The following is an 18578-nucleotide window of genomic DNA, read 5'->3' on the forward strand; positions in this document are numbered from 1 at the left end:
ATCACAGGAAATCAAAAGAGAAATCCCTGCTCCAGACACAATATTTGAACAGCATGAAAAGGATGTCGTGATCAAAGCCCGATGATGGTCCAAACCAGCAACATCAAGCTTCCTGCACCGGAAAACACACCGAGGAACAAATTTCGACCAAATCCGAAATAGATCACCAATGCAATTCCGACTGATGCCAAACGGATCCAGACCGGAACTTCCATCAAGGCGCCAGACGGGAAGAGAATAAGTCGTGCAATCACACCCGCCACCAACGCATTGGCAACAGCACGAGCAAGCAGGATCCACTCACTGTCGTCACGCAAACGCCCCGCAAAGGCAACACCCAGCCAGCGCCAGACTTCTGTTGGCAGCATCCCCGCCAGAAAAATGAAAAGATAAGGCCACCAGAAGCTATCAATGGCATCAAAAGTCATGTCACCCGCCTCTTATACCGACCAATAGCATAGGCACTCAAACCGCCCACCAGACCCGTCCAAACCAGATCAGAACCCGGCACATAGATCGCAAAGATCGGCCCAAGAATAATACCAAAAACCAGTGCCAAACGATCAGAAAGCAGTCTCGCGGCACTCGGTAGCGTCAGCAAAAAATAAAGCGGCGTCATGAAAAACAACGCAGCAGCAGCAAGCGGCGGTACAATCCCGGCAATGGAGTAACCAATTGCTGTCACCCCGATATTGATGAAGCAAAGCGTCAGACCAAAACCTGCAAAAAATGGCACCCGAGCATAACGTGGCAGCTTTGGCACGTTTTGCATGGCAAAAACCCAACCAGTAATGGCCGTGACATGAGAAAGCACATATAGCTGCCAATTAGGCGTGTCTTTATCGCGCAATTCCGGGACCAACGCCACAACCATTGGCATCAAACGGATGGAAGCCAATGTCACAGCAAGAGCAATAGCTGCCAAACCGGCGCCTGATACGACACCACCAATCAAAACCACTTGAGAAGGCAAGGCCCAGATCAATCCTGTCATGGCCAATGCATGGCCGATTTCAACGCCACTTTCGCGGGCAAAACCGCCGAAGCCGATAAAAGATAGATAAAGCACAATGGCAGGAGTTGTGAGCAAATGGCGCATACCACGGCGATACCAGATGAAGGCAGAAAGCCGCTCATCGGCCACCTCACTTTGAGAGATAGTCATGAAATCAGATCACATGGGCGGTTTGATTGGACAGAATGAGTGCTTATCAAACCACATCAATGATGGCCCCGCTAGCGTAAAAGGACGCAAATATACTCGCTCTTTTCTTTGATCCCCTTACAGTTACCACTTCCAAAAACTTGGCAACAAAAGAGCATATCCGGAGAGAATCTCCAGTCGACCAAGAATCATTTCAACCGACAGAAGCCACTTGTCAAAGTCGGGAAGAGAGGAAAAATTACCAGCAGGACCAATAACTTCACCTAAACCAGGACCAACATTGGCAAGAGCCGTCGCCGATGCGCTCATGGCGGTGATAAAATCCAAACCACCGATTTCCAACATCAAACCAAAAATCATAAAAGTGGCAAAGAAGATAAAAACCAGACCAAGTGTGGAGGAGACAATGTCATCACTGATAGACCGATTGGCATAGCGCATAGGCACAATCTGATGCGGTCGCCCCAATGTCATGATGCTTTGACGAATCATTTGCCAGATCACGACAAAACGAAACTGTTTCAATCCACCGGATGTTGAGCCGGAACAAGCACCAAAGAAAGTAAGCACCAGAAAAACAGCACCAAATAGAGCTCCCCAAAGTTGGTAATCCCCTGCGGCAAAGCCCGTTGTGGTGACAATCGAAATGACATTGAACAAGGCAAATACCAGATCATGCCATGCACCTTCCGGGTACAGAACCTCTTTGCAGGTAAAGATCAGAAGGCTGGCCGCAATGACTCCAAAGAAATACAGGCGAACCTGGGGATCATGAACAGGATTGGGAGAAAACAATTTGATTAGATAAAGAAACGGCAATCCACCAAGGAACATGAAGAATGACGCCACCACCAAGATCCCCAAGCTATGGAAATGCCAGATAGAATCATCCGATGTCGAAAACCCGCCTGTCGACACAGTCGTCATGGAATGATTGATCGCTTCAAATACGCTCATTCCCAACTCGAAATATGCAAATGCGCAAAGAGTTGTCAGCAACAAATAGATCAGGATGATACGACCGGCAAATTCTCTAACTCGAGGAAAGGGTTTATCGCTTTGGTCGGAGGATTCCATGTAGAACAGTCGCTGCCCTCCAGTACCAAGTGATGGCAGGATGCTAACGCCAATAGCAACAATTCCAAGTCCGCCAATCCATTGCAACATGGAACGCCAGAACAAGATACCCGGTGCCATATTATCCAATCCGTTCAATACGGTTGATCCTGTCGTGGTCAGACCAGACGCTGTCTCAAAAAAAGCATCCGTGAACGAAAGCTCAAGCGATGACAAATAAAGTGGCAATGCTGCAAAGAAACAGACAAAAATCCATAAGGCATTGACAAAAATGATGGAATTTTTGGTTGTCCATCCGGTATTCTGGTGACGTCCAACCAGAAACAAAGCCACACCAACACTGACAGACATGCAACCTGCCGCAACAAATGCATGCCAATCTTCATTCACAAAAGCCAGATCAATGGCTGCGGGTAGAAACATCAAGCTGCCCAAAACAGCTATCAAGCACCCGAGAATGGAAATCATTTGCTCTGTCCTTCTCCAATCAGGAAAGAGGCATGTCAACATACAGCCTCTCTCATTTCTGGAAAGCAAGCGCTAACTATAGCATCATTCACCGTCAAAATATTGCTGATAGATCAAGGTAATCACAAGCATATAACCGGCAGCTACTGTCATAATATTCTTCAGAAGTTCCAAACCGTCTGCTCGTCCGGTCGCAGGATCGACCAGACTTCCAAATATCCCGTTGGGAAAAGCCGCCCGCATTGTAGCGCTCGCCCCCATCAGGGAAACAATTGCAAAAGCAGTATAAAGAAAGATTGTTCGGAGCCAGGGGGGGATATCAGAAAACATGGTGTTCTCACTTATTAAGGCATCTAGCCGCCTTGTTATGCCCATCCTGACAAATACTTCAACCAGACAGATCAAATCCGTCTGATTGAATTGGCATTTGGTCTATTTTTTACCCGAACCAGAAACGGTTGGAACGCTTGATTTGCGCTTGGCAACAGCTTTGCTCTTGCTTGCAGCACCAGAGGCTGTCTTGGATTTGCTGGTTCGCCGAGGTTTGCGCTTCAGCTTTGGTTCGTCCTCAACCATAGTAAGGATAAGTTTTTCACCACCCTCCTCAGCCTTGATAACATCCACCTGAACAGTACCACCTTTAACAAGCTTGCCAAACAGGATCTCTTCTGCCAGCGGACGTTTGATATGTTCCTGAATGACGCGTCCCAGAGGACGAGCACCCATTTTCGGATCATATCCCTTGTCCGCGAGCCAACGTGTCGCCGCATCGGTCAACTCGAAGGTCACCCCACGATCAGCCAATTGTGCTTCCAACTGCACAACGAACTTGCGCACCACCTGATGAACAATCTCCGTTGGCAGATGGCCAAACGGTATGATGGCATCCAGACGGTTACGGAATTCAGGCGTGAACAGCTTGTTGATGGCCTCTTCATCCTCGCCGGACCGGTAAGTCGCAGTAAAGCCCATAACCTGTTTGTCCATTTCCGCAGCACCGGCATTGGTCGTCATGATCAGAATGACATTGCGGAAATCAACTTTCTTGCCGTTATGATCCGTCAGCTTACCGTGATCCATCACCTGCAACAGAATATTGAACAGATCCGGATGCGCTTTTTCCACTTCGTCGAGTAGCAACACACAATGCGGATGTTGATCCACGCCATCGGTCAGCAGACCGCCCTGATCAAAACCGACATAACCTGGAGGAGCACCAATCAAACGAGAAATGGTATGACGCTCCATATATTCCGACATATCAAAGCGCAACAATTCCACACCCATCAGCTCAGCAAGCTGACGAGCAACCTCGGTTTTGCCAACACCAGTCGGACCAGAGAACAGATAATTGCCGATAGGCTTTTCGGGTTCACGCAAACCAGCCCTGGCCAGCTTGATTTGCGATGTAAGCGCTTGAATTGCCTGATCCTGACCATAGACCACACGCTTCAAGTTGACTTCGAGATGCTGAAGCACCTCCTTGTCATCCTTGGAAACGGTCTTCGGCGGGATCCGTGCCATGGTTGCAATGGTTTCTTCAACTTCTTTGGCAGAAATGGTCTTACGGCGTTTATTCTCGGCTAACAATTGCTGTGCAGCACCCGTTTCATCAATCACATCAATCGCCTTGTCTGGCAACTTGCGATCATGAATATAGCGCGCAGAAAGCTCCACTGCCGACTGAATGGCGTCATTTGAATATTTGACACTGTGATAGTCCTCAAAATAAGGCTTCAAGCCCTTGAGGATATCGATGGCATCAGGAACGCTCGGTTCATTGATGTCGATTTTCTGGAATCGACGCACAAGCGCCCGATCCTTCTCGAAGAATTGACGATATTCCTTGTATGTCGTTGATCCCATACAGCGCAAAGACCCAGAGGCCAAAGCCGGCTTCAATAGATTGGACGCATCCATCGCACCGCCAGACGTTGCACCTGCTCCGATCACCGTATGGATTTCATCGATGAAAAGGATAGCCCCATCATAGTCTTCAATTTCCTTGATGACTCGTTTCAGGCGTTCTTCAAAATCACCCCGATAGCGCGTTCCTGCCAAAAGAGTACCCATATCAAGGGAGAAGATCGTCGCACCTTTCAAGACATCAGGTACCTTATCCTCAATGATGCGTTTTGCCAGACCTTCCGCAATGGCGGTTTTACCGACGCCAGGATCCCCCACAAACAGTGGGTTATTCTTGGCACGGCGGCAAAGAACTTGAATAGTCCGGTGAATTTCAATATCGCGCCCAATCAACACGTCAATCTTGCCGTTGCGGGCTTTCTCATTCAGATTGACCGCATAAGCCTTCAAAGCTTCGGCAGATCCTTGGCTTTCATCCTCTTCGTCATCACTTTCAAACGAAAACTCTTCTTCATCGTCATCTACACCAGTCGGCATAGCACCAGATTCCATGCCCGGGGTCTTGGCAATACCATGCGAGATATAATTGACCGCGTCATAGCGTGTCATATCCTGATCATGCAGGAAGAAGGCGGCATGGCTTTCGCGCTCGGCAAAGATCGCAACCAGCACATTCGCACCCGTTACCTCTTCCCGACCGGAGGATTGAACATGAATGACGGCACGCTGAATCACCCGTTGGAAACCAGCGGTCGGCTTGGCATCATCATCGCTCTGCTGTACCAGATTAGACAATTCATTGTCGATATAATCGACCAGATTGGACTCCAACACTTTGAGATCTACGCCACAGGCACGCATAACCGCAGCCGCATCGCTGTCTTCAATCAGCGCCAGCAGCAAATGTTCCAGCGTCGCATATTCCTGGTGTCGCTCATTCGCGGACATCAAAGCCTTATGCAGGGCCATTTCAAGAGAGTTGGAAAATGATGGCACGAGCGCTCCTCACTTTTTTTCCATGACACATTGCAACGGATGTTGATGTTGATGGGCAAAATTCATCACCTGTGACACCTTGGTTTCCGCTACTTCATAGGTAAAGACGCCACATTCACCCACACCATGATGATGGACATGCAGCATGATGCGCGTTGCGTCTTCCCGTCCCTTGTTGAAAAAAGCTTCCAGCACATGAACCACAAATTCCATGGGCGTGAAGTCATCATTCAACAACAGGACACGATACATATTCGGTCGCTTGGTTTTGGAGCGCGTTTTAGTCGCTACCCCGGTATCTTCATCCAGGCGACGAACAGATTTACTCATTGTCTAGCCATTCTCCGGAATCAAAATTGTAGCTTCTTTCCTAGCACATAACACTATGATCAAGAAAGAACGGCTGTGCCCTCTCCCTTTGCAACAAAACAATCAGGGCAAGAGAAAGAAGCAGTGAATATCCAAATAGACGCAAGCGGGTAAAATGGAGAACTTCCCAAACGCCCTTCAATTTCTTCATTTAGGTCAGCATACAGCCAATTTTAAGAGCACGGCGTTCAAGAATTTGTCAGCGGCAGATACAAAATTCTTACACAGGTTAATTTAGCCAGGCATCGCAGCGACTTAGGTTAACCATATCCATCAAATTTCTCTCAAATTGCGTCAAACTAGGCAATTTTTACCGTTTCGTAACTGTGACTGATTAACCTTGATATTCAAAGTAAAGGCAGTCATGCACCCAAATCACTGGCATTTGTTGTGCACCGTGGGACTGCAATAGAGTAAACAGTCGAAGGACGTCGCGTGTTTAGAGTAGCGTTCCAAGCCCTCAATGGCTCATCCCTTCTGCGCCGTGCAGTCTGTGCAGGCGTAGCAGTGCTTTTGGCAGTGGCCCCTATCAGTTCGGCTGACGCTGCAAAGCGAAAAAAAAGCAGCACGAACAACAAATATGCAGCCTATGTCATCGACGTTAAAAGTGGCAAAGTGCTATTTTCGCGCAATGGAAAATCCTTGCGCTATCCCGCTTCGCTAACCAAGATGATGACCCTTTATATGGTCTTTGAGCAGCTCAATTCTGGCAAATTGAAACTCGACAGTCGCATGAAGGTGTCGAGATACGCTTCCAAACGCCCACCATCAAAACTTGGCTTACGTGCAGGCAGTTCAATTAAGGTGCGCGATGCAATCTATGCATTGGTCACCAAGTCTGCCAATGATGTTGCCACGGTTATTGCTGAACATATTGGTGGAACCGAGAGCAATTTCGGCACCCTGATGACCCGCAAAGCCCGCTCCATGGGAATGAGTCGAACCACCTTTCGCAATGCATCCGGTCTTCCAAATTCAAAACAAAAAACCACAGCCGCCGACATGGCTCTGCTTGGTCGTGCGCTGCAAGATCGTTTTCCCCGTTACTACAAATTCTTCAACACGAAGAGCTTTCGTTATGGAAAGCGCCGCTACGGCAACCATAACAAGCTCCTTGGTAGGGTCAGAGGTGTGGATGGCATCAAGACTGGCTACACTCGTGCATCCGGCTTCAACCTTGTCACCAATGTGAAAAGTCGTGACCGGCATATCGTGGCCGTCGTCATGGGGGGTAAGACTGGACGATCTCGCGATGCACACATGAAGTCATTGATTGCCAAATACTTGCCAAAAGCAAAAACTGGCCGACGTCTGACTGCTCTTGTTGTCCCTCGCGCGGGAACCACAAAACGCAATTACATACAATTGGCTTCCAAAATTCGCCTGCCTAAAGCAAAAGTAGCACCAGGTGCTCCTGTTGCGCTTGCCAAGGTTGATCTGACACCAGTTCCGGCAGCTGCTCCACAGACTGCACCAGTCGCACTTGTTGCAGAACAACCAATTGCGAACGCTCCGATTCAATTGGCAGCACTTCCAAAGGCGCGTCTGCAGGACAATCGGGCTACAGCATCAATCCGGCAGCAACCAACACGATCCAAACAGCTGACCGTAGCATCTCTGGCCATTCCGCCAATGCCACGCCCTGCAAACGACCCTATTGGTGATCTGTCGACACATGCATCTGCTTATGCGCCTGCTGCTGCCACAAAATCACCCCAAAATCCTGGTATTGCTTCATTTGAAGCCAAACCCGCACCAGCTGGCTGGCAAATCCAGTTGGGTGCTACGCCAACCCTGTCCGGTGCCAACAAATTGCTGGTCCAGGCTCGTAAGAAAAACAAACGCCTCTTGGCTGCAGTTCTCAATCATACCGAGACCGTTGCCAAGAATGATGAAGTCCTGTATCGCGCTCGCTTTGCTGGTTTCTCTTCCAAGAAATCTGCCCGCAGAGCCTGCAAGATCCTGAAGAAACAAAAATTCGCCTGTCTGGCGCTGAACCCGTAAATTGTAGTGAGTATTGGGAAATCAGCCATGTTTCCGAAGCAAAATAGCCTTGGCAGCATTGATCTTAGCGGCAAGAAACGTCGACCCGCCGTGGTCGGGGTGGACCCGCTTCATCAGACGCCGATGCGCAGCAACAATTTCGTCCTGGGAAGCTTGCGTCGTAAGCCCAAGCACCTCATAGGCTTCCTCCTCGGTCATGGGGCCCGTGTCAGACGCGCTGCCCTCCCCCGCTGCCATGTGCGGCTCGAACTCGTTCCGCCAATCGGGCACGCGACCATCAAGATAGGCTTCAAGTAGGGCTGTGCTCTCCTGATCCGTAGCAATTTCCTGATAGAGACTGAACAACTCGGTCTCTGTCAGGCCCTCCAACTGTCGCCCTTCAAAATTTCCGACCAGAACCTGACCAATAATGATCCCGGTATCATGGTCCAGCGTCATTTCCAGTGCAGCTGTTCTGACAGTCGATCCCCGTCCACTCTCACGGTCAGCTCCGGCTCTGGATGGCTTGCGTATCAACATGCTTGCAGCCATGACTCCAACGGGTAGAGCCAAAACCCAATTACCACGAAGCATCAAAAACGCACTGAATAGTCCCAGCAGAACCCCCATCACTCGATATACAAATTGTACAATATCGACAGGATTGGCATGGGCAATCCATTTCAGGACAAGCCAGACGCCCGCAACAAAAAAGCCACCAGCCAACAAATAAATCATAAATTCCTCAACCTTCTAAGAAGGGTCCCTAAACCTTATAAAAACATCAGCGTTTGATAAGATTTGGTCTCTCTATATCAACGTGATGTCAACCGAGGCAATTGTTGCCTCAATTCGCTTGGCAATAAATCTCTGTTCCTGCCAGCCGCCGCATAAGCAGCAATGGAACGCAAGTAGGCTGCCAGTTTCGATCGGGCAGATCCATCAAAATGCGCATAGGCCCCTCCAGTAATCCGGGCAATTTCGCGAAACATGGTTTTTGCATAAGCATCGTCCCCTTCTTGAAACAAAAAAACGGGAACCGAACGCAACGCAACCTCACCTGCAAGGCCCGCTATATGATCCGCATCTTCTTCCAGACAATCTCCCACATAAACCACAGCCTGCACAGGCTGGGTTACCGCTTCATCTTGAATATGCTGAAGAATCCGACCCAATTGAGTACGTCCGGCACGGCACTGAAAACGTTCCATCCACCCAATCATGTCATCGGCAAGCAAGGTCCAACGACTGGCTTTGCATTCATTGGTGCCACGAAAATAGACAAGCTGCGTCGCTAACCGCCCATGACGTTGAGATTCCACAAACATGTCACTTTGCAAGGAACAGGCAAGATCCCAGCTCGGCTGACGGCTCATCGTCGCATCCAACGCAAAGATCAGTCTCCCGGTAGGATGACCAAGTCCCTTTTGGTCACGGGCCTGCCGCACCATTCTTGTTTTGGATAAAAAAGAAGCTACTTCCGATTTGTCAGAGCGCACGGCCGGTTTGTTGACCTCTCCAGTCTCAATAGGAGACAGATCACCTTGTTTGGACTTCTTCTTTTTCACCCGATCCTCCCTTGTTTGCCAATTTCCCGATTTGGCAGAGCAAATAAATCTTTCTTCTATTATGTATGGCTTTTTGCCCCGCAAACAACCACCCGAACATCAGCCCTGCATCTGCGACACATGGGGAGTTTTATTGCAGCGCAATATGCGCTATAGCAGCCATCAAAGCCACTTGCTTCTTGGGATCAACGGCCTTGCAAACGTGAGACAGAAAATGACCAGCACTCATAACCTGACCATCGTCCGCACAATCGAAGACTTGCGCTCCATCACGAATGCATGGCGCCGGAATGGACAAACCTATGCCATGGTTCCAACCATGGGGGCCCTGCATGCAGGTCATCTCAGTCTCGTTGAGCTGGCGCAAGATCAAGCTGATCATGTTCTCGTTTCGATTTTTGTCAATCCAACCCAATTTGCCCCTCATGAGGATTTCAGCTCCTATCCCCGCACTGAGAATGATGATTGCATCAAACTCTCAGGTTACCGTATCGGAGCAGTTTTCTGCCCAAATGCCAAAGAGATGTATCCGGAAGGATTCTGTACTCATGTTGGTTTGAGCGGTCCGGCACAAGGCTTGGAAAGCGATTTCCGGCCCCATTTCTTTCAGGGCGTTGCAACAGTGGTAACCAAGCTGTTGCTCGCAGCACAACCAGACATAGCCATCTTTGGCGAAAAGGATTTCCAGCAATTGCGCGTCATTCAGCGCTTTGCCAAGGATCTGAATCTGCCGACCGAAATTCAGGGCGGCCCCACCATGCGTGAATCAGATGGATTGGCCATGTCTTCCCGCAATGCATATCTAAGCAATGAAGAGCGAACCAAATCCGTTCAACTCATCACCATCATGCGCCAAACTGCCCAACGTCTTCAGCATGGCGAGCTTTGTAAAGCAGTTCTGCAAGATGGACTTGATGCATTGAAGGCTGCCGGATTCAAGCCGGACTATCTGGCCTTGCACGAAAGTCAGGATCTGAAACCATTTACAGGATCAAACCTAACACAGGAGCAGCTCGGGGATTACCGCCTTCTCGCTGCAGCATGCCTTGGCAAAACAAGACTGATCGACAATATTGAAGTCTGATAAAAGGCTATACTGAAATTGCAATGCACCAATAGCAGATCAAACAATATCATTGTCTTACCGCTCGATATTAAGTAGCAATACTTATGGTAATTTGATCCAATCTGGTGAGGCGACGGCAATGCAACGAGCATTCGTAAACATCTTGAGCGACAATGTCGCCAAAACAGCCGAGTTCTATGAAAATTTACTCGGTATGACGCGCCATTTCAATTCGGATTGGTTCATCATTCTGACGCATCCCAACATCAATGATCTGGAATATGGCATCTTGCAAAAAGACCATGCCATCGTTCCAGTCGCCTCTCGATCAGATGCAGGAGGCATGATCGTCACTTTTGTGGTTGAGGATTGTGATCGCATTTATACAAAGGCAAAAGAGCTTGGTGCCCTTATTGTCAGCGAACCAACAGACATGCCATACGGACAGCGTCGCATGCTCTTGCAGGACCCTGACGGAGTGATGATTGATGTAAGTGCCCCGACGGCACCACTTGTCGAAACCTGAATAGAAAACCAGACAATTTCCACACAACCCTGACAATCCAAAGAAAATCCGGATTATCCGGGTTCTATAAAAGCCCCAAGTCCGCCAGCTCGCGACGAAAGGCAGGCGGCAAATCGTCATCTTCTGAGTAGGAGCCCAGATCTCTTGGGGCGTCTTCCAGTTTCAGATAACGCCACCCTTGAAACGCGCGTTTGGGCTGATTCTCTGTGCGTATCAATTGCGGTGACATCACAATTTCACAGCGTTTAATTCCATCGCTCCCGGTCACTTCCCGAAGATCAAGTATCTTCTGGCGAGCCTGCACCACGCCCTTGATCACCCAATACATGGACCCACCTTCCAGAATCTCTTTCTGACGCTTGGGGGTCATACGGGTCGTGTGCACTCGTTCAGCAGGCAGACCTTGGCGTGCCCGAATGACCTGCTGCTCCTCAACCCATGCCTGCAAACTGTCAACAGATTCAGTTCCGACACTCAATTTAATCATATGTACGACCATGGCCGTCCATAACACGCTGTTAATCGACAATAAAGCATGGCAAAATTCTCATTGGCATCGCCATAGATTTATTCACATTTTGATTTAATCTATCTGCAATCAGAGGCGTTGTGGCCTCGATAGACAGGAATATTGGAATGCGCATTTTCATCACAGGTGGTACTGGTCTGGTCGGATCCGCAGCACTCAAAGCATTGCTCGATCATGGACATGATGTAACCGCACTCGCCCGTTCAGAGGAAAAAGCCGAACAACTCAGTCAAATGGGCGCCACTCCAATGCGGGGTGATCTTACGGATCCAACTAAATGGATACCTGCTGCTCTGGAGCATGAAGGCATCATTCACGCCGCTGCCACCTTCGAATCCAATATGGGCGATACCGATATCGCAATGGTCAATAACCTTGTCGAACACGCCTCAAACCTACCTGCTGATACCAAGATCAATCTGATTTACACTGGTGGTTGCTGGCTCTATCCAGAAGCCCCGGTCATTCCGATCACTGAGCGCCATGTTCTGGATCCGCTACCCGCCTTTGAATGGATGCTAGATAGCATTGAGCACCTTCATGCTTGCTCCAACTTCAATCTGACGGTCATTCATCCTGGAATCGTTGTCGCAAAAGATCGCGGCCTGATCTGTGGTCTGGTCGAGCAGATTCGCCAATCCGGTCAAATGACCATTGTCGGCAGCCTGGACACCCATTACCCACTGGTCCATGCCGATGATTTGGGCGATCTCTATCGTCGGGCTATTCAGGCAGGGCAGTCGGGATTGCTGCTCAATGCCTCCGGTTTCAAAAGCGCATCATTGGAAGAGATTGCCAAAACTGTAGCAGAACAGACCGGGCTGGCCTATAAGGTCGCGGTTCAGCCGCTTGAAAATGCAATTGAACAATATGGTGATTGGGCAGCAGGTCTTGGCCGCTCCCAACGCATGGAAGCTGATCGTGCAAAGGATACCCTGAATTGGGAACCTGCTTTTGACAGCGTCGAGAAGATGGTGGCTGACTGCCTATAGGACGGAGCTGCGCCTTCACATTCAAGAATCAGAAAGACCGGGCCGAAGCCCGGTCTTTCCTTTTAGGAGGCAAATCTGCATTTCGCCCCATGAACTTCTTCTAAGAGCAATTACTCAACCTCTTCGGCCTCCAGGTCGACCACAGCAAAGCCTTCCTCAACCTGATCACCAACGTTGGCATTGACCACGCTGACAGTGCCATCAATTGGAGCAACAACGCTATGCTCCATTTTCATCGCTTCGACGATAAAGAGACGCTCGCCCTTGGCAACCTGCTGGCCTTGCTCTACAAAGACAGCAATCACTTTGCCATGCATCGGCGCACCGATATGGCCAGCTCCACCTTCATCATCATGAGCATATTCTGGCATAGCGACCAAAGTCTGGCGTCCACCACTGACGGCATAAACACCATTTGGCGCACGAACGATACTGACAGCATCCAGATCTGGGCGCAGACCATTCACATGCACACCATCCTCATCAAAGGCAACCTGAACATCCATGGTCTCGCCATCAACGACAACCTGCTGATCAAGAACACGCTCCCCACCAAGCTGGAAACCGTCCATATAATCCCAAGCTGACCAATATTCGTTGGATCGCTCTGATTTCTTGTCCGTGACTGCCATCTGCTGATCATTGATGAGATGCACTAATCCAGCCACCATGGCTTTTTCCTGTTGCCCCTCAGGTCGTGCAGTCAAAGCAACGAGGCGCTGGTCAATAAAGCTGGTATCGAAATCTTCTGACAGAAAATCCTCATGGCTTGCCAGAGCTGCAAGGAAGGCAGCGTTGGTCTTCGGTCCCGCAACCACAGCCTTTTTGAGAACACGGGCCAATTTGGCCATCGCTTCCTCGCGTGTCGCTTCATGCACAATCACCTTGGCAATCATTGGATCATAGAATGGAGAGACTTCATCTCCCTCTTCCACACCGGTATCAATGCGCACCCCCTCTTCGACCGCCAGTTCAAGCCCCCAGAGTTTACCGGTTGATGGCAGGAACTCATTCTCAGGATCTTCGGCATAGAGACGCGCTTCAACAGCGTGACCGGAAAGCGGAATCTCTGCTTGTGCCATTGGCAGTGTCTTGCCATTCGCAATCGCAAGCTGCCAGGAGACAAGATCTTGCCCCGTAATCGCTTCAGTCACAGGATGCTCCACCTGGAGGCGGGTATTCATCTCCATGAAGAAGAAGCCATCTTCCTTGAGACCATCGGAACCATCGACAATGAACTCCACGGTACCGGCACCACGATAACCCACAGCCAAGGCAGCCTTAACCGCAGCATTGCCCATGGCAGCACGCACAGCGGGTGCCATGCCAGGAGCAGGCGCTTCCTCGATCACCTTCTGATGGCGACGTTGCAACGAACAATCGCGCTCGTGCAAATGCACAGCATTGCCGTGACTATCGGCGAAGACCTGAATTTCGACATGACGCGGGTTCTGAACGAAACGTTCAATCAGCACATTTGGATCACCGAAAGCGTTTTGACCTTCGCGCTGAGCAGATTCCAGTGAAGCGAGGAAATCTTCATCACGTTCGACCAAACGCATGCCTTTACCGCCACCACCAGAAACAGCCTTGATCAAGACCGGATAACCAATCCGACGCGCCTCTTCATTCAAGAAAGTCGCATCCTGATTATCACCGTGATAACCAGGAACAACAGGCACACCGGCATCATCCATCAGTGCTTTGGCCTTGTCTTTCAAACCCATGGCGCGAATGGCATTGGCACCCGGTCCAACAAAGACGATTCCCGCATCTTCGCAAGCTTGGGAGAAATCGGCATTCTCGGATAGGAAACCGTAACCTGGGTGAATGGACTGTGCACCGGTTTTCTTGGCAATCTCCAAAATCAGATCAGCCTTGAGATAACTCTCTGCGGCGGGCGCTGGTCCCAAACGATGCGCTTCATCCGCCAATCTCACATGGCGGGCATTTGCATCAGCATCAGAATATACAGCTATCGTACGCAGGCCTTCAGCCTTTGCTGTAGCAATCACCCGACAGGCAATCTCTCCGCGGTTGGCTATCAAAACACTGTCGATCATGAAAGCTCACTCCCCTGCTTACAATCTGTTTGGCCGTTTCCAGCTAATTCCTATCGAGTGTCAGTTTCATTCTCTTGCCATGACTTGGTCAACATATTTAAATGCAAGTAATAAAGAAGACCCTCAATCATGTCTAAGATACTAAATTTCCGCTAGAATTTGAAGACCTTTTACGTAAAAGTCAATCATCAATTGGTCTTGAGCAACATTTAAGGTAGATTTTACAAACACCATCCACCCAATCATCACGAAGCGATCAAAAATCAAATACCCATACAGCCAATGCATCAATTGCCAAGGGTCCCAATTTCAACGCTCCCATCCTTCCCTTTATCGTTCCTGCCTCTCGCACTACCGATCCACAACAACATTTGCTTATCCTTTATGCATCTTGAGGTAAATATTCGAATGTATTAAATTAGATATTTCTAATTCGGATCATTCATCGACCAGCCAAACCCACGAAAGCTGATCAAAGGCCTCACAATATAAACGGGTAGTGAGTTTTGGACCCTTCTATTGAAGCACTTGCCGATAAGGCCGACGAAGTAGCCCGATTGCTCAAATTGCTCGGCAATGGCAATCGGCTGCGTATTCTTTGCCAATTAGCCGACGGGCGGGAAAAACCCGTCAATCATCTGGCGGAGATATTGAAACTGAGTCAAAGCGCCTTGTCCCAACATCTCGCAAAAATGCGCGAAGATGGTCTGGTAGCAGGACGACGAGACGCACAAACCATCTATTATTCACTTTCCAATACCAATGCGGAAAAAGTAATGGCTGTGCTGAAAGACATCTATTGCACGCCGAGCAACACAGAGCCAGCAGACCCCGGATCACACTGACGCCAAGCATACAAGTACGTCCCCTTTTCACGGGCTATTCCTCTGCAATAAAGGCGCAGATGGAACAAAGGAAATACACAATGAGAAAGAAACAGATTGTCCGTCAGGTCAATTATGATGAAGCCAGGCAATTGATAGAGAATGGCGCTATTTTGGTTGATGTGCGCGAAGACATGGAGTTGATGGCAAAGAAAGTACCAAGTGCACTTCACCATCCTCTGTCCGGGATCAAAGGCCCAATTGACACCAAAGGCGCCAACGCTGCTATTTTCTTCTGCGCCTCCGGTGCTCGAACCAACTCTTACGCCATGCAACTCGCACAATGTGTTGATTGCGATGCCTATATGCTGGTGGGAGGTGTTCACGCCCTTTCCCGCATGGGAGTGAAGACAGAGGGCAGCGGCATGTTCAAAATTTTCGGAATTGGCGCAGGCCTGCTTTTGCTCGTTGGCTGGGCAACGGGCAATCTGCCCGGCCTTTGAAGCTCAAGGCATTCAAAAATGGAGGCATTTGCCTCCCTGTTGGTCTAAACCGTGGCAAGTCAGCGATCGAGAAAGGTAAGGCGCGCACCAAGGGCGCAATAGATGGAACCGACCACTTTCCCCTGCCATTTTAAAACAGCAGGGTTACGGCGCAAGAATTTGCCAAGCCCACCCGAGCCGAGCGCAAACACGATATTGCTAAACAGTCCCAATGCTACGAACACAGTTCCCAGAATGATCAACTGAAGCGCAACCATTCCATTTTCTGGCTGAACAAATTGCGGCAAAAAAGCCAGAAAGAACAAGGCAGTCTTCGGATTTAGAACTTCAGATAAAATTCCCTGTCGAAAAGCTTCCCCAGCAGAAACAGGCAATGCCCCATTGGAAAGATCAATCGGTGCCTTTTGCAAAATTGCTCGAATCCCCAGATAGATCAGATAGGCCGCGCCGGCATATTTGATGATGCTGAATAAGAGAGCTGAGGTGGCAATGATCGCCGAAATCCCAATCACTGCCATGAGCGTGTGGATGATATCGCCAAGAGCAATCCCCACCCCGGTCGCGATCCCCACTTTCGCACCGGAGCTGGTCGCCCGCGCAACAGTAAACAAAGTCGCAGGTCCGGGAATGAACACAAAGCCAAGCACGATCAGTGAATAGTTCAGCAAAATGATAGGATCAATCATATCCGCTCCTCAAAAAAGACGAGCCGACACTAAGCCATTTCGAAATTCCCCTGTCAATGCTGCCAAGCTGAGCCAACGAAAGAAGAGACACACAACAAAAAAGGGAGACAAAATGCCTCCCTCGTGAATCTCTTCTTTTTGTCATGCCTCTACATGCGGAAGACACCGAACTTGGTTTCCGGCACCGGAGCATTGATAGCAGCCGAGAATGCAAGTCCCAAAACGCGACGTGTCTCATTTGGTGTAATGATGCCATCATCCCACAAACGCGCCGTTGCATAATAAGGATGGCCTTCTTCTTCATACTTTGCCTGAATAGGTGCTTTGAAGTCTGCCTCATCAGCAGCGGACCATTCGCCACCATCCGACTCAATATTATCACGTCGAACAGTAGCCAGAACGTTGGCTGCCTGCTCACCCCCCATCACGGAAATACGACTATTTGGCCAGGAAAAAAGGAAACGAGGGCTATAAGCACGACCGCACATACCATAGTTTCCTGCCCCATATGAGCCACCAACCAAAACTGTGATTTTTGGAACATTGGCACAAGCAACCGCTGTGACCAACTTGGCACCATCTTTGGCGATGCCGCCAGCCTCGTAATCCCGACCAACCATGAACCCGGTAATATTCTGCAAGAATAACAATGGGATACGACGCTGACAGCAAAGTTCAACAAAATGCGCACCTTTCTGCGCACTTTCGGAAAACAGAATGCCATTATTGGCAATGATCCCCACCGGAATACCAAAAATATGAGCAAATCCGGTCACCAACGTGGTGCCATAACGGGCTTTGAACTCATCAAATTCAGAACCATCGACCAGGCGGGCAATCACTTCGCGAATGTCATATTGTTTCTTGAGATCCGCAGGTACGACACCAGACAGGCTCTCAGGTGCATAAAGCGGCTCCTTGGGCTCACGCAACTCAATGTCAACATCTTTGCGACGATTCAAATTGCTCACAACGGAGCGCGCAATCTCAAGCGCGTGGCTATCATTCAATGCATAGTGGTCAGCAACACCTGATGTCTTGGTGTGAACGTCTGCACCACCCAAATCCTCCGCAGATACAACTTCACCAGTCGCTGCTTTCACGAGCGGAGGTCCCGCCAGAAAGATGGTGCCCTGCTGCTTGACGATGATGGTCTCATCCGACATGGCAGGTACATAAGCACCACCTGCGGTGCAAGAACCCATTACAACGGCAATTTGAGGAATACCCATGGAAGACATGGTAGCCTGATTGAAGAAAATTCGGCCAAAATGCTCTTTATCTGGAAAAACTTCCGTTTGCTGAGGAAGATTAGCCCCACCGGAATCCACCAGATAGATACACGGCAGATTGTTCTCTTTGGCCACTTCCTGAGCCCGCAGATGTTTCTTGACCGTCATTGGATAATAAGTGCCACCCTTGATGGTAGCATCATTGCAAACGATCATGCATTCACGACCCTCCACCCGGCCGATACCAGTTATCAAACCAGCCCCATGAATGGCGGCATCATACATTTGGTTGGCAGCGAGGGGAGATAATTCGAGAAAAGGAGCACCAGGGTCAATCAGTTTCATCACCCGATCACGGGGCAACAACTTCCCGCGTGACAAATGACGCTGGCGCGCTCTCTCGTTGCCACCAAGCGCAGCTTCAGACCGCTTGGCATTGAGATCATCCATCAGTTCCTGCATTTCTTTTTCGTTTTTAGCGAAGTCAGCAGAATCAGATCTGATTTCAGACTTGAGAACAGCCATAACGCCCCCTCTTTCAATCACTTAACCGGTCACAATAGGAAAAATGCGACCACTCTCTTATCATTTCTTAAAGCGACTATACACAACTTACGGAAAAGAATAAAGAATTTTAACGCATCTTACGTTAACTGCTTTAGTTG

Annotated in this window: 18 protein-coding genes; 6 read left to right on the forward strand and 12 right to left on the reverse strand. The window is 49.4% G+C overall.

All coding sequences use genetic code 11. From position 1 onward, the window contains the following. Positions 1-71: 71 nt before the first annotated feature. The 6 genes from CRO57_RS07615 to clpS form a co-directional block, all read right to left on the reverse strand. A complete protein-coding gene (locus CRO57_RS07615; protein ID WP_097152680.1) occupies positions 72-428 on the reverse strand; it encodes an AzlD domain-containing protein in 357 nt (118 codons plus the stop codon). Continuing rightward, the gene (locus tag CRO57_RS07620; protein ID WP_097152681.1) at positions 425-1165 is read right to left on the reverse strand and encodes an AzlC family ABC transporter permease; all 741 of its coding nucleotides are present in this window, start codon (positions 1163-1165) and stop codon (positions 425-427) included. Before CRO57_RS07620 ends, CRO57_RS07615 begins: the two co-directional genes overlap by 4 nt. A 123-nt stretch (positions 1166-1288) precedes the next feature. After that, entirely contained in the window at positions 1289-2710 is a 1422-nt protein-coding gene (locus tag CRO57_RS07625; protein WP_170955988.1) for a TrkH family potassium uptake protein, read from the reverse strand. Positions 2711-2794: 84 nt separating this feature from the next. After that, entirely contained in the window at positions 2795-3040 is a 246-nt protein-coding gene (locus CRO57_RS07630; protein WP_097152683.1) for a hypothetical protein, read from the reverse strand. 102 nt (positions 3041-3142) lie between these two features. Beyond that, complete coding sequence (clpA, locus tag CRO57_RS07635; RefSeq protein WP_097152684.1) at positions 3143-5572, reverse strand: ATP-dependent Clp protease ATP-binding subunit ClpA; 2430 nt, start codon at positions 5570-5572, stop codon at positions 3143-3145. Positions 5573-5581: 9 nt separating this feature from the next. Next, entirely contained in the window at positions 5582-5902 is a 321-nt protein-coding gene (gene clpS, locus CRO57_RS07640; protein ID WP_097152685.1) for an ATP-dependent Clp protease adapter ClpS, read from the reverse strand. Positions 5903-6376: 474 nt separating this feature from the next. Between clpS and CRO57_RS24725 the strand changes: the two genes are divergently transcribed. After that, positions 6377-7945 carry a D-alanyl-D-alanine carboxypeptidase gene (locus CRO57_RS24725; RefSeq protein WP_170955989.1) on the forward strand — a complete coding sequence of 523 codons (1569 nt, stop codon included), beginning with the start codon at positions 6377-6379 and terminating at the stop codon, positions 7943-7945. Positions 7946-7966: 21 nt separating this feature from the next. Here the strand turns inward: CRO57_RS24725 and CRO57_RS07650 are convergent, their stop codons facing one another. Further along, complete coding sequence (locus CRO57_RS07650) at positions 7967-8662, reverse strand: J domain-containing protein (RefSeq protein WP_097152686.1); 696 nt, start codon at positions 8660-8662, stop codon at positions 7967-7969. 77 nt (positions 8663-8739) lie between these two features. After that, positions 8740-9492, reverse strand: coding sequence for a hypothetical protein (locus CRO57_RS07655; RefSeq protein ID WP_097152687.1), 753 nt, complete (start codon positions 9490-9492; stop codon positions 8740-8742). Between the two features lie 214 nt (positions 9493-9706). On the opposite strand from CRO57_RS07655, the gene panC reads away from it, so the two are divergent. Beyond that, complete coding sequence (gene panC / locus CRO57_RS07660; RefSeq protein WP_097153284.1) at positions 9707-10576, forward strand: pantoate--beta-alanine ligase; 870 nt, start codon at positions 9707-9709, stop codon at positions 10574-10576. Between the two features lie 121 nt (positions 10577-10697). Beyond that, complete coding sequence (locus CRO57_RS07665) at positions 10698-11084, forward strand: VOC family protein (protein ID WP_097152688.1); 387 nt, start codon at positions 10698-10700, stop codon at positions 11082-11084. A 64-nt stretch (positions 11085-11148) separates the two neighbouring features. On the opposite strand, the gene CRO57_RS07670 is transcribed toward CRO57_RS07665, so the two are convergent. Further along, complete coding sequence (locus CRO57_RS07670) at positions 11149-11583, reverse strand: DUF1489 family protein (RefSeq protein WP_097153285.1); 435 nt, start codon at positions 11581-11583, stop codon at positions 11149-11151. Between the two features lie 137 nt (positions 11584-11720). On the opposite strand from CRO57_RS07670, the gene CRO57_RS07675 reads away from it, so the two are divergent. After that, positions 11721-12605, forward strand: coding sequence for an NAD-dependent epimerase/dehydratase family protein (locus CRO57_RS07675; protein ID WP_097152689.1), 885 nt, complete (start codon positions 11721-11723; stop codon positions 12603-12605). Positions 12606-12715: 110 nt separating this feature from the next. Here CRO57_RS07675 and CRO57_RS07680 read toward each other — a convergent pair whose 3' ends face one another. Continuing rightward, positions 12716-14668, reverse strand: a complete 1953-nt coding sequence (locus CRO57_RS07680; RefSeq protein WP_097152690.1) for an acetyl/propionyl/methylcrotonyl-CoA carboxylase subunit alpha — start codon at positions 14666-14668, stop codon at positions 12716-12718. A 506-nt stretch (positions 14669-15174) separates the two neighbouring features. On the opposite strand from CRO57_RS07680, the gene CRO57_RS07685 reads away from it, so the two are divergent. Continuing rightward, positions 15175-15513 carry an ArsR/SmtB family transcription factor gene (locus CRO57_RS07685; RefSeq protein ID WP_097152691.1) on the forward strand — a complete coding sequence of 113 codons (339 nt, stop codon included), beginning with the start codon at positions 15175-15177 and terminating at the stop codon, positions 15511-15513. Between the two features lie 80 nt (positions 15514-15593). Next, complete coding sequence (locus CRO57_RS07690) at positions 15594-15995, forward strand: rhodanese-like domain-containing protein (RefSeq protein ID WP_097152692.1); 402 nt, start codon at positions 15594-15596, stop codon at positions 15993-15995. Positions 15996-16054: 59 nt separating this feature from the next. Here the strand turns inward: CRO57_RS07690 and CRO57_RS07695 are convergent, their stop codons facing one another. Together CRO57_RS07695 and CRO57_RS07700 are read right to left on the reverse strand one after the other, a co-directional pair. After that, on the reverse strand, positions 16055-16681 hold the full coding sequence (locus CRO57_RS07695) for a LysE family translocator (protein WP_097152693.1): 627 nt from the start codon (positions 16679-16681) through the stop codon (positions 16055-16057). A 149-nt stretch (positions 16682-16830) separates the two neighbouring features. Then, positions 16831-18438 (reverse strand): carboxyl transferase domain-containing protein, encoded by a 1608-nt coding sequence (locus CRO57_RS07700; RefSeq protein ID WP_097152694.1) that lies wholly within the window; start codon positions 18436-18438, stop codon positions 16831-16833. Positions 18439-18578: the final 140 nt, after the last annotated feature.

The organism is Cohaesibacter gelatinilyticus, assembly GCF_900215605.1.
Classification (GTDB): Bacteria; Pseudomonadota; Alphaproteobacteria; order Rhizobiales; family Cohaesibacteraceae; genus Cohaesibacter; species Cohaesibacter gelatinilyticus.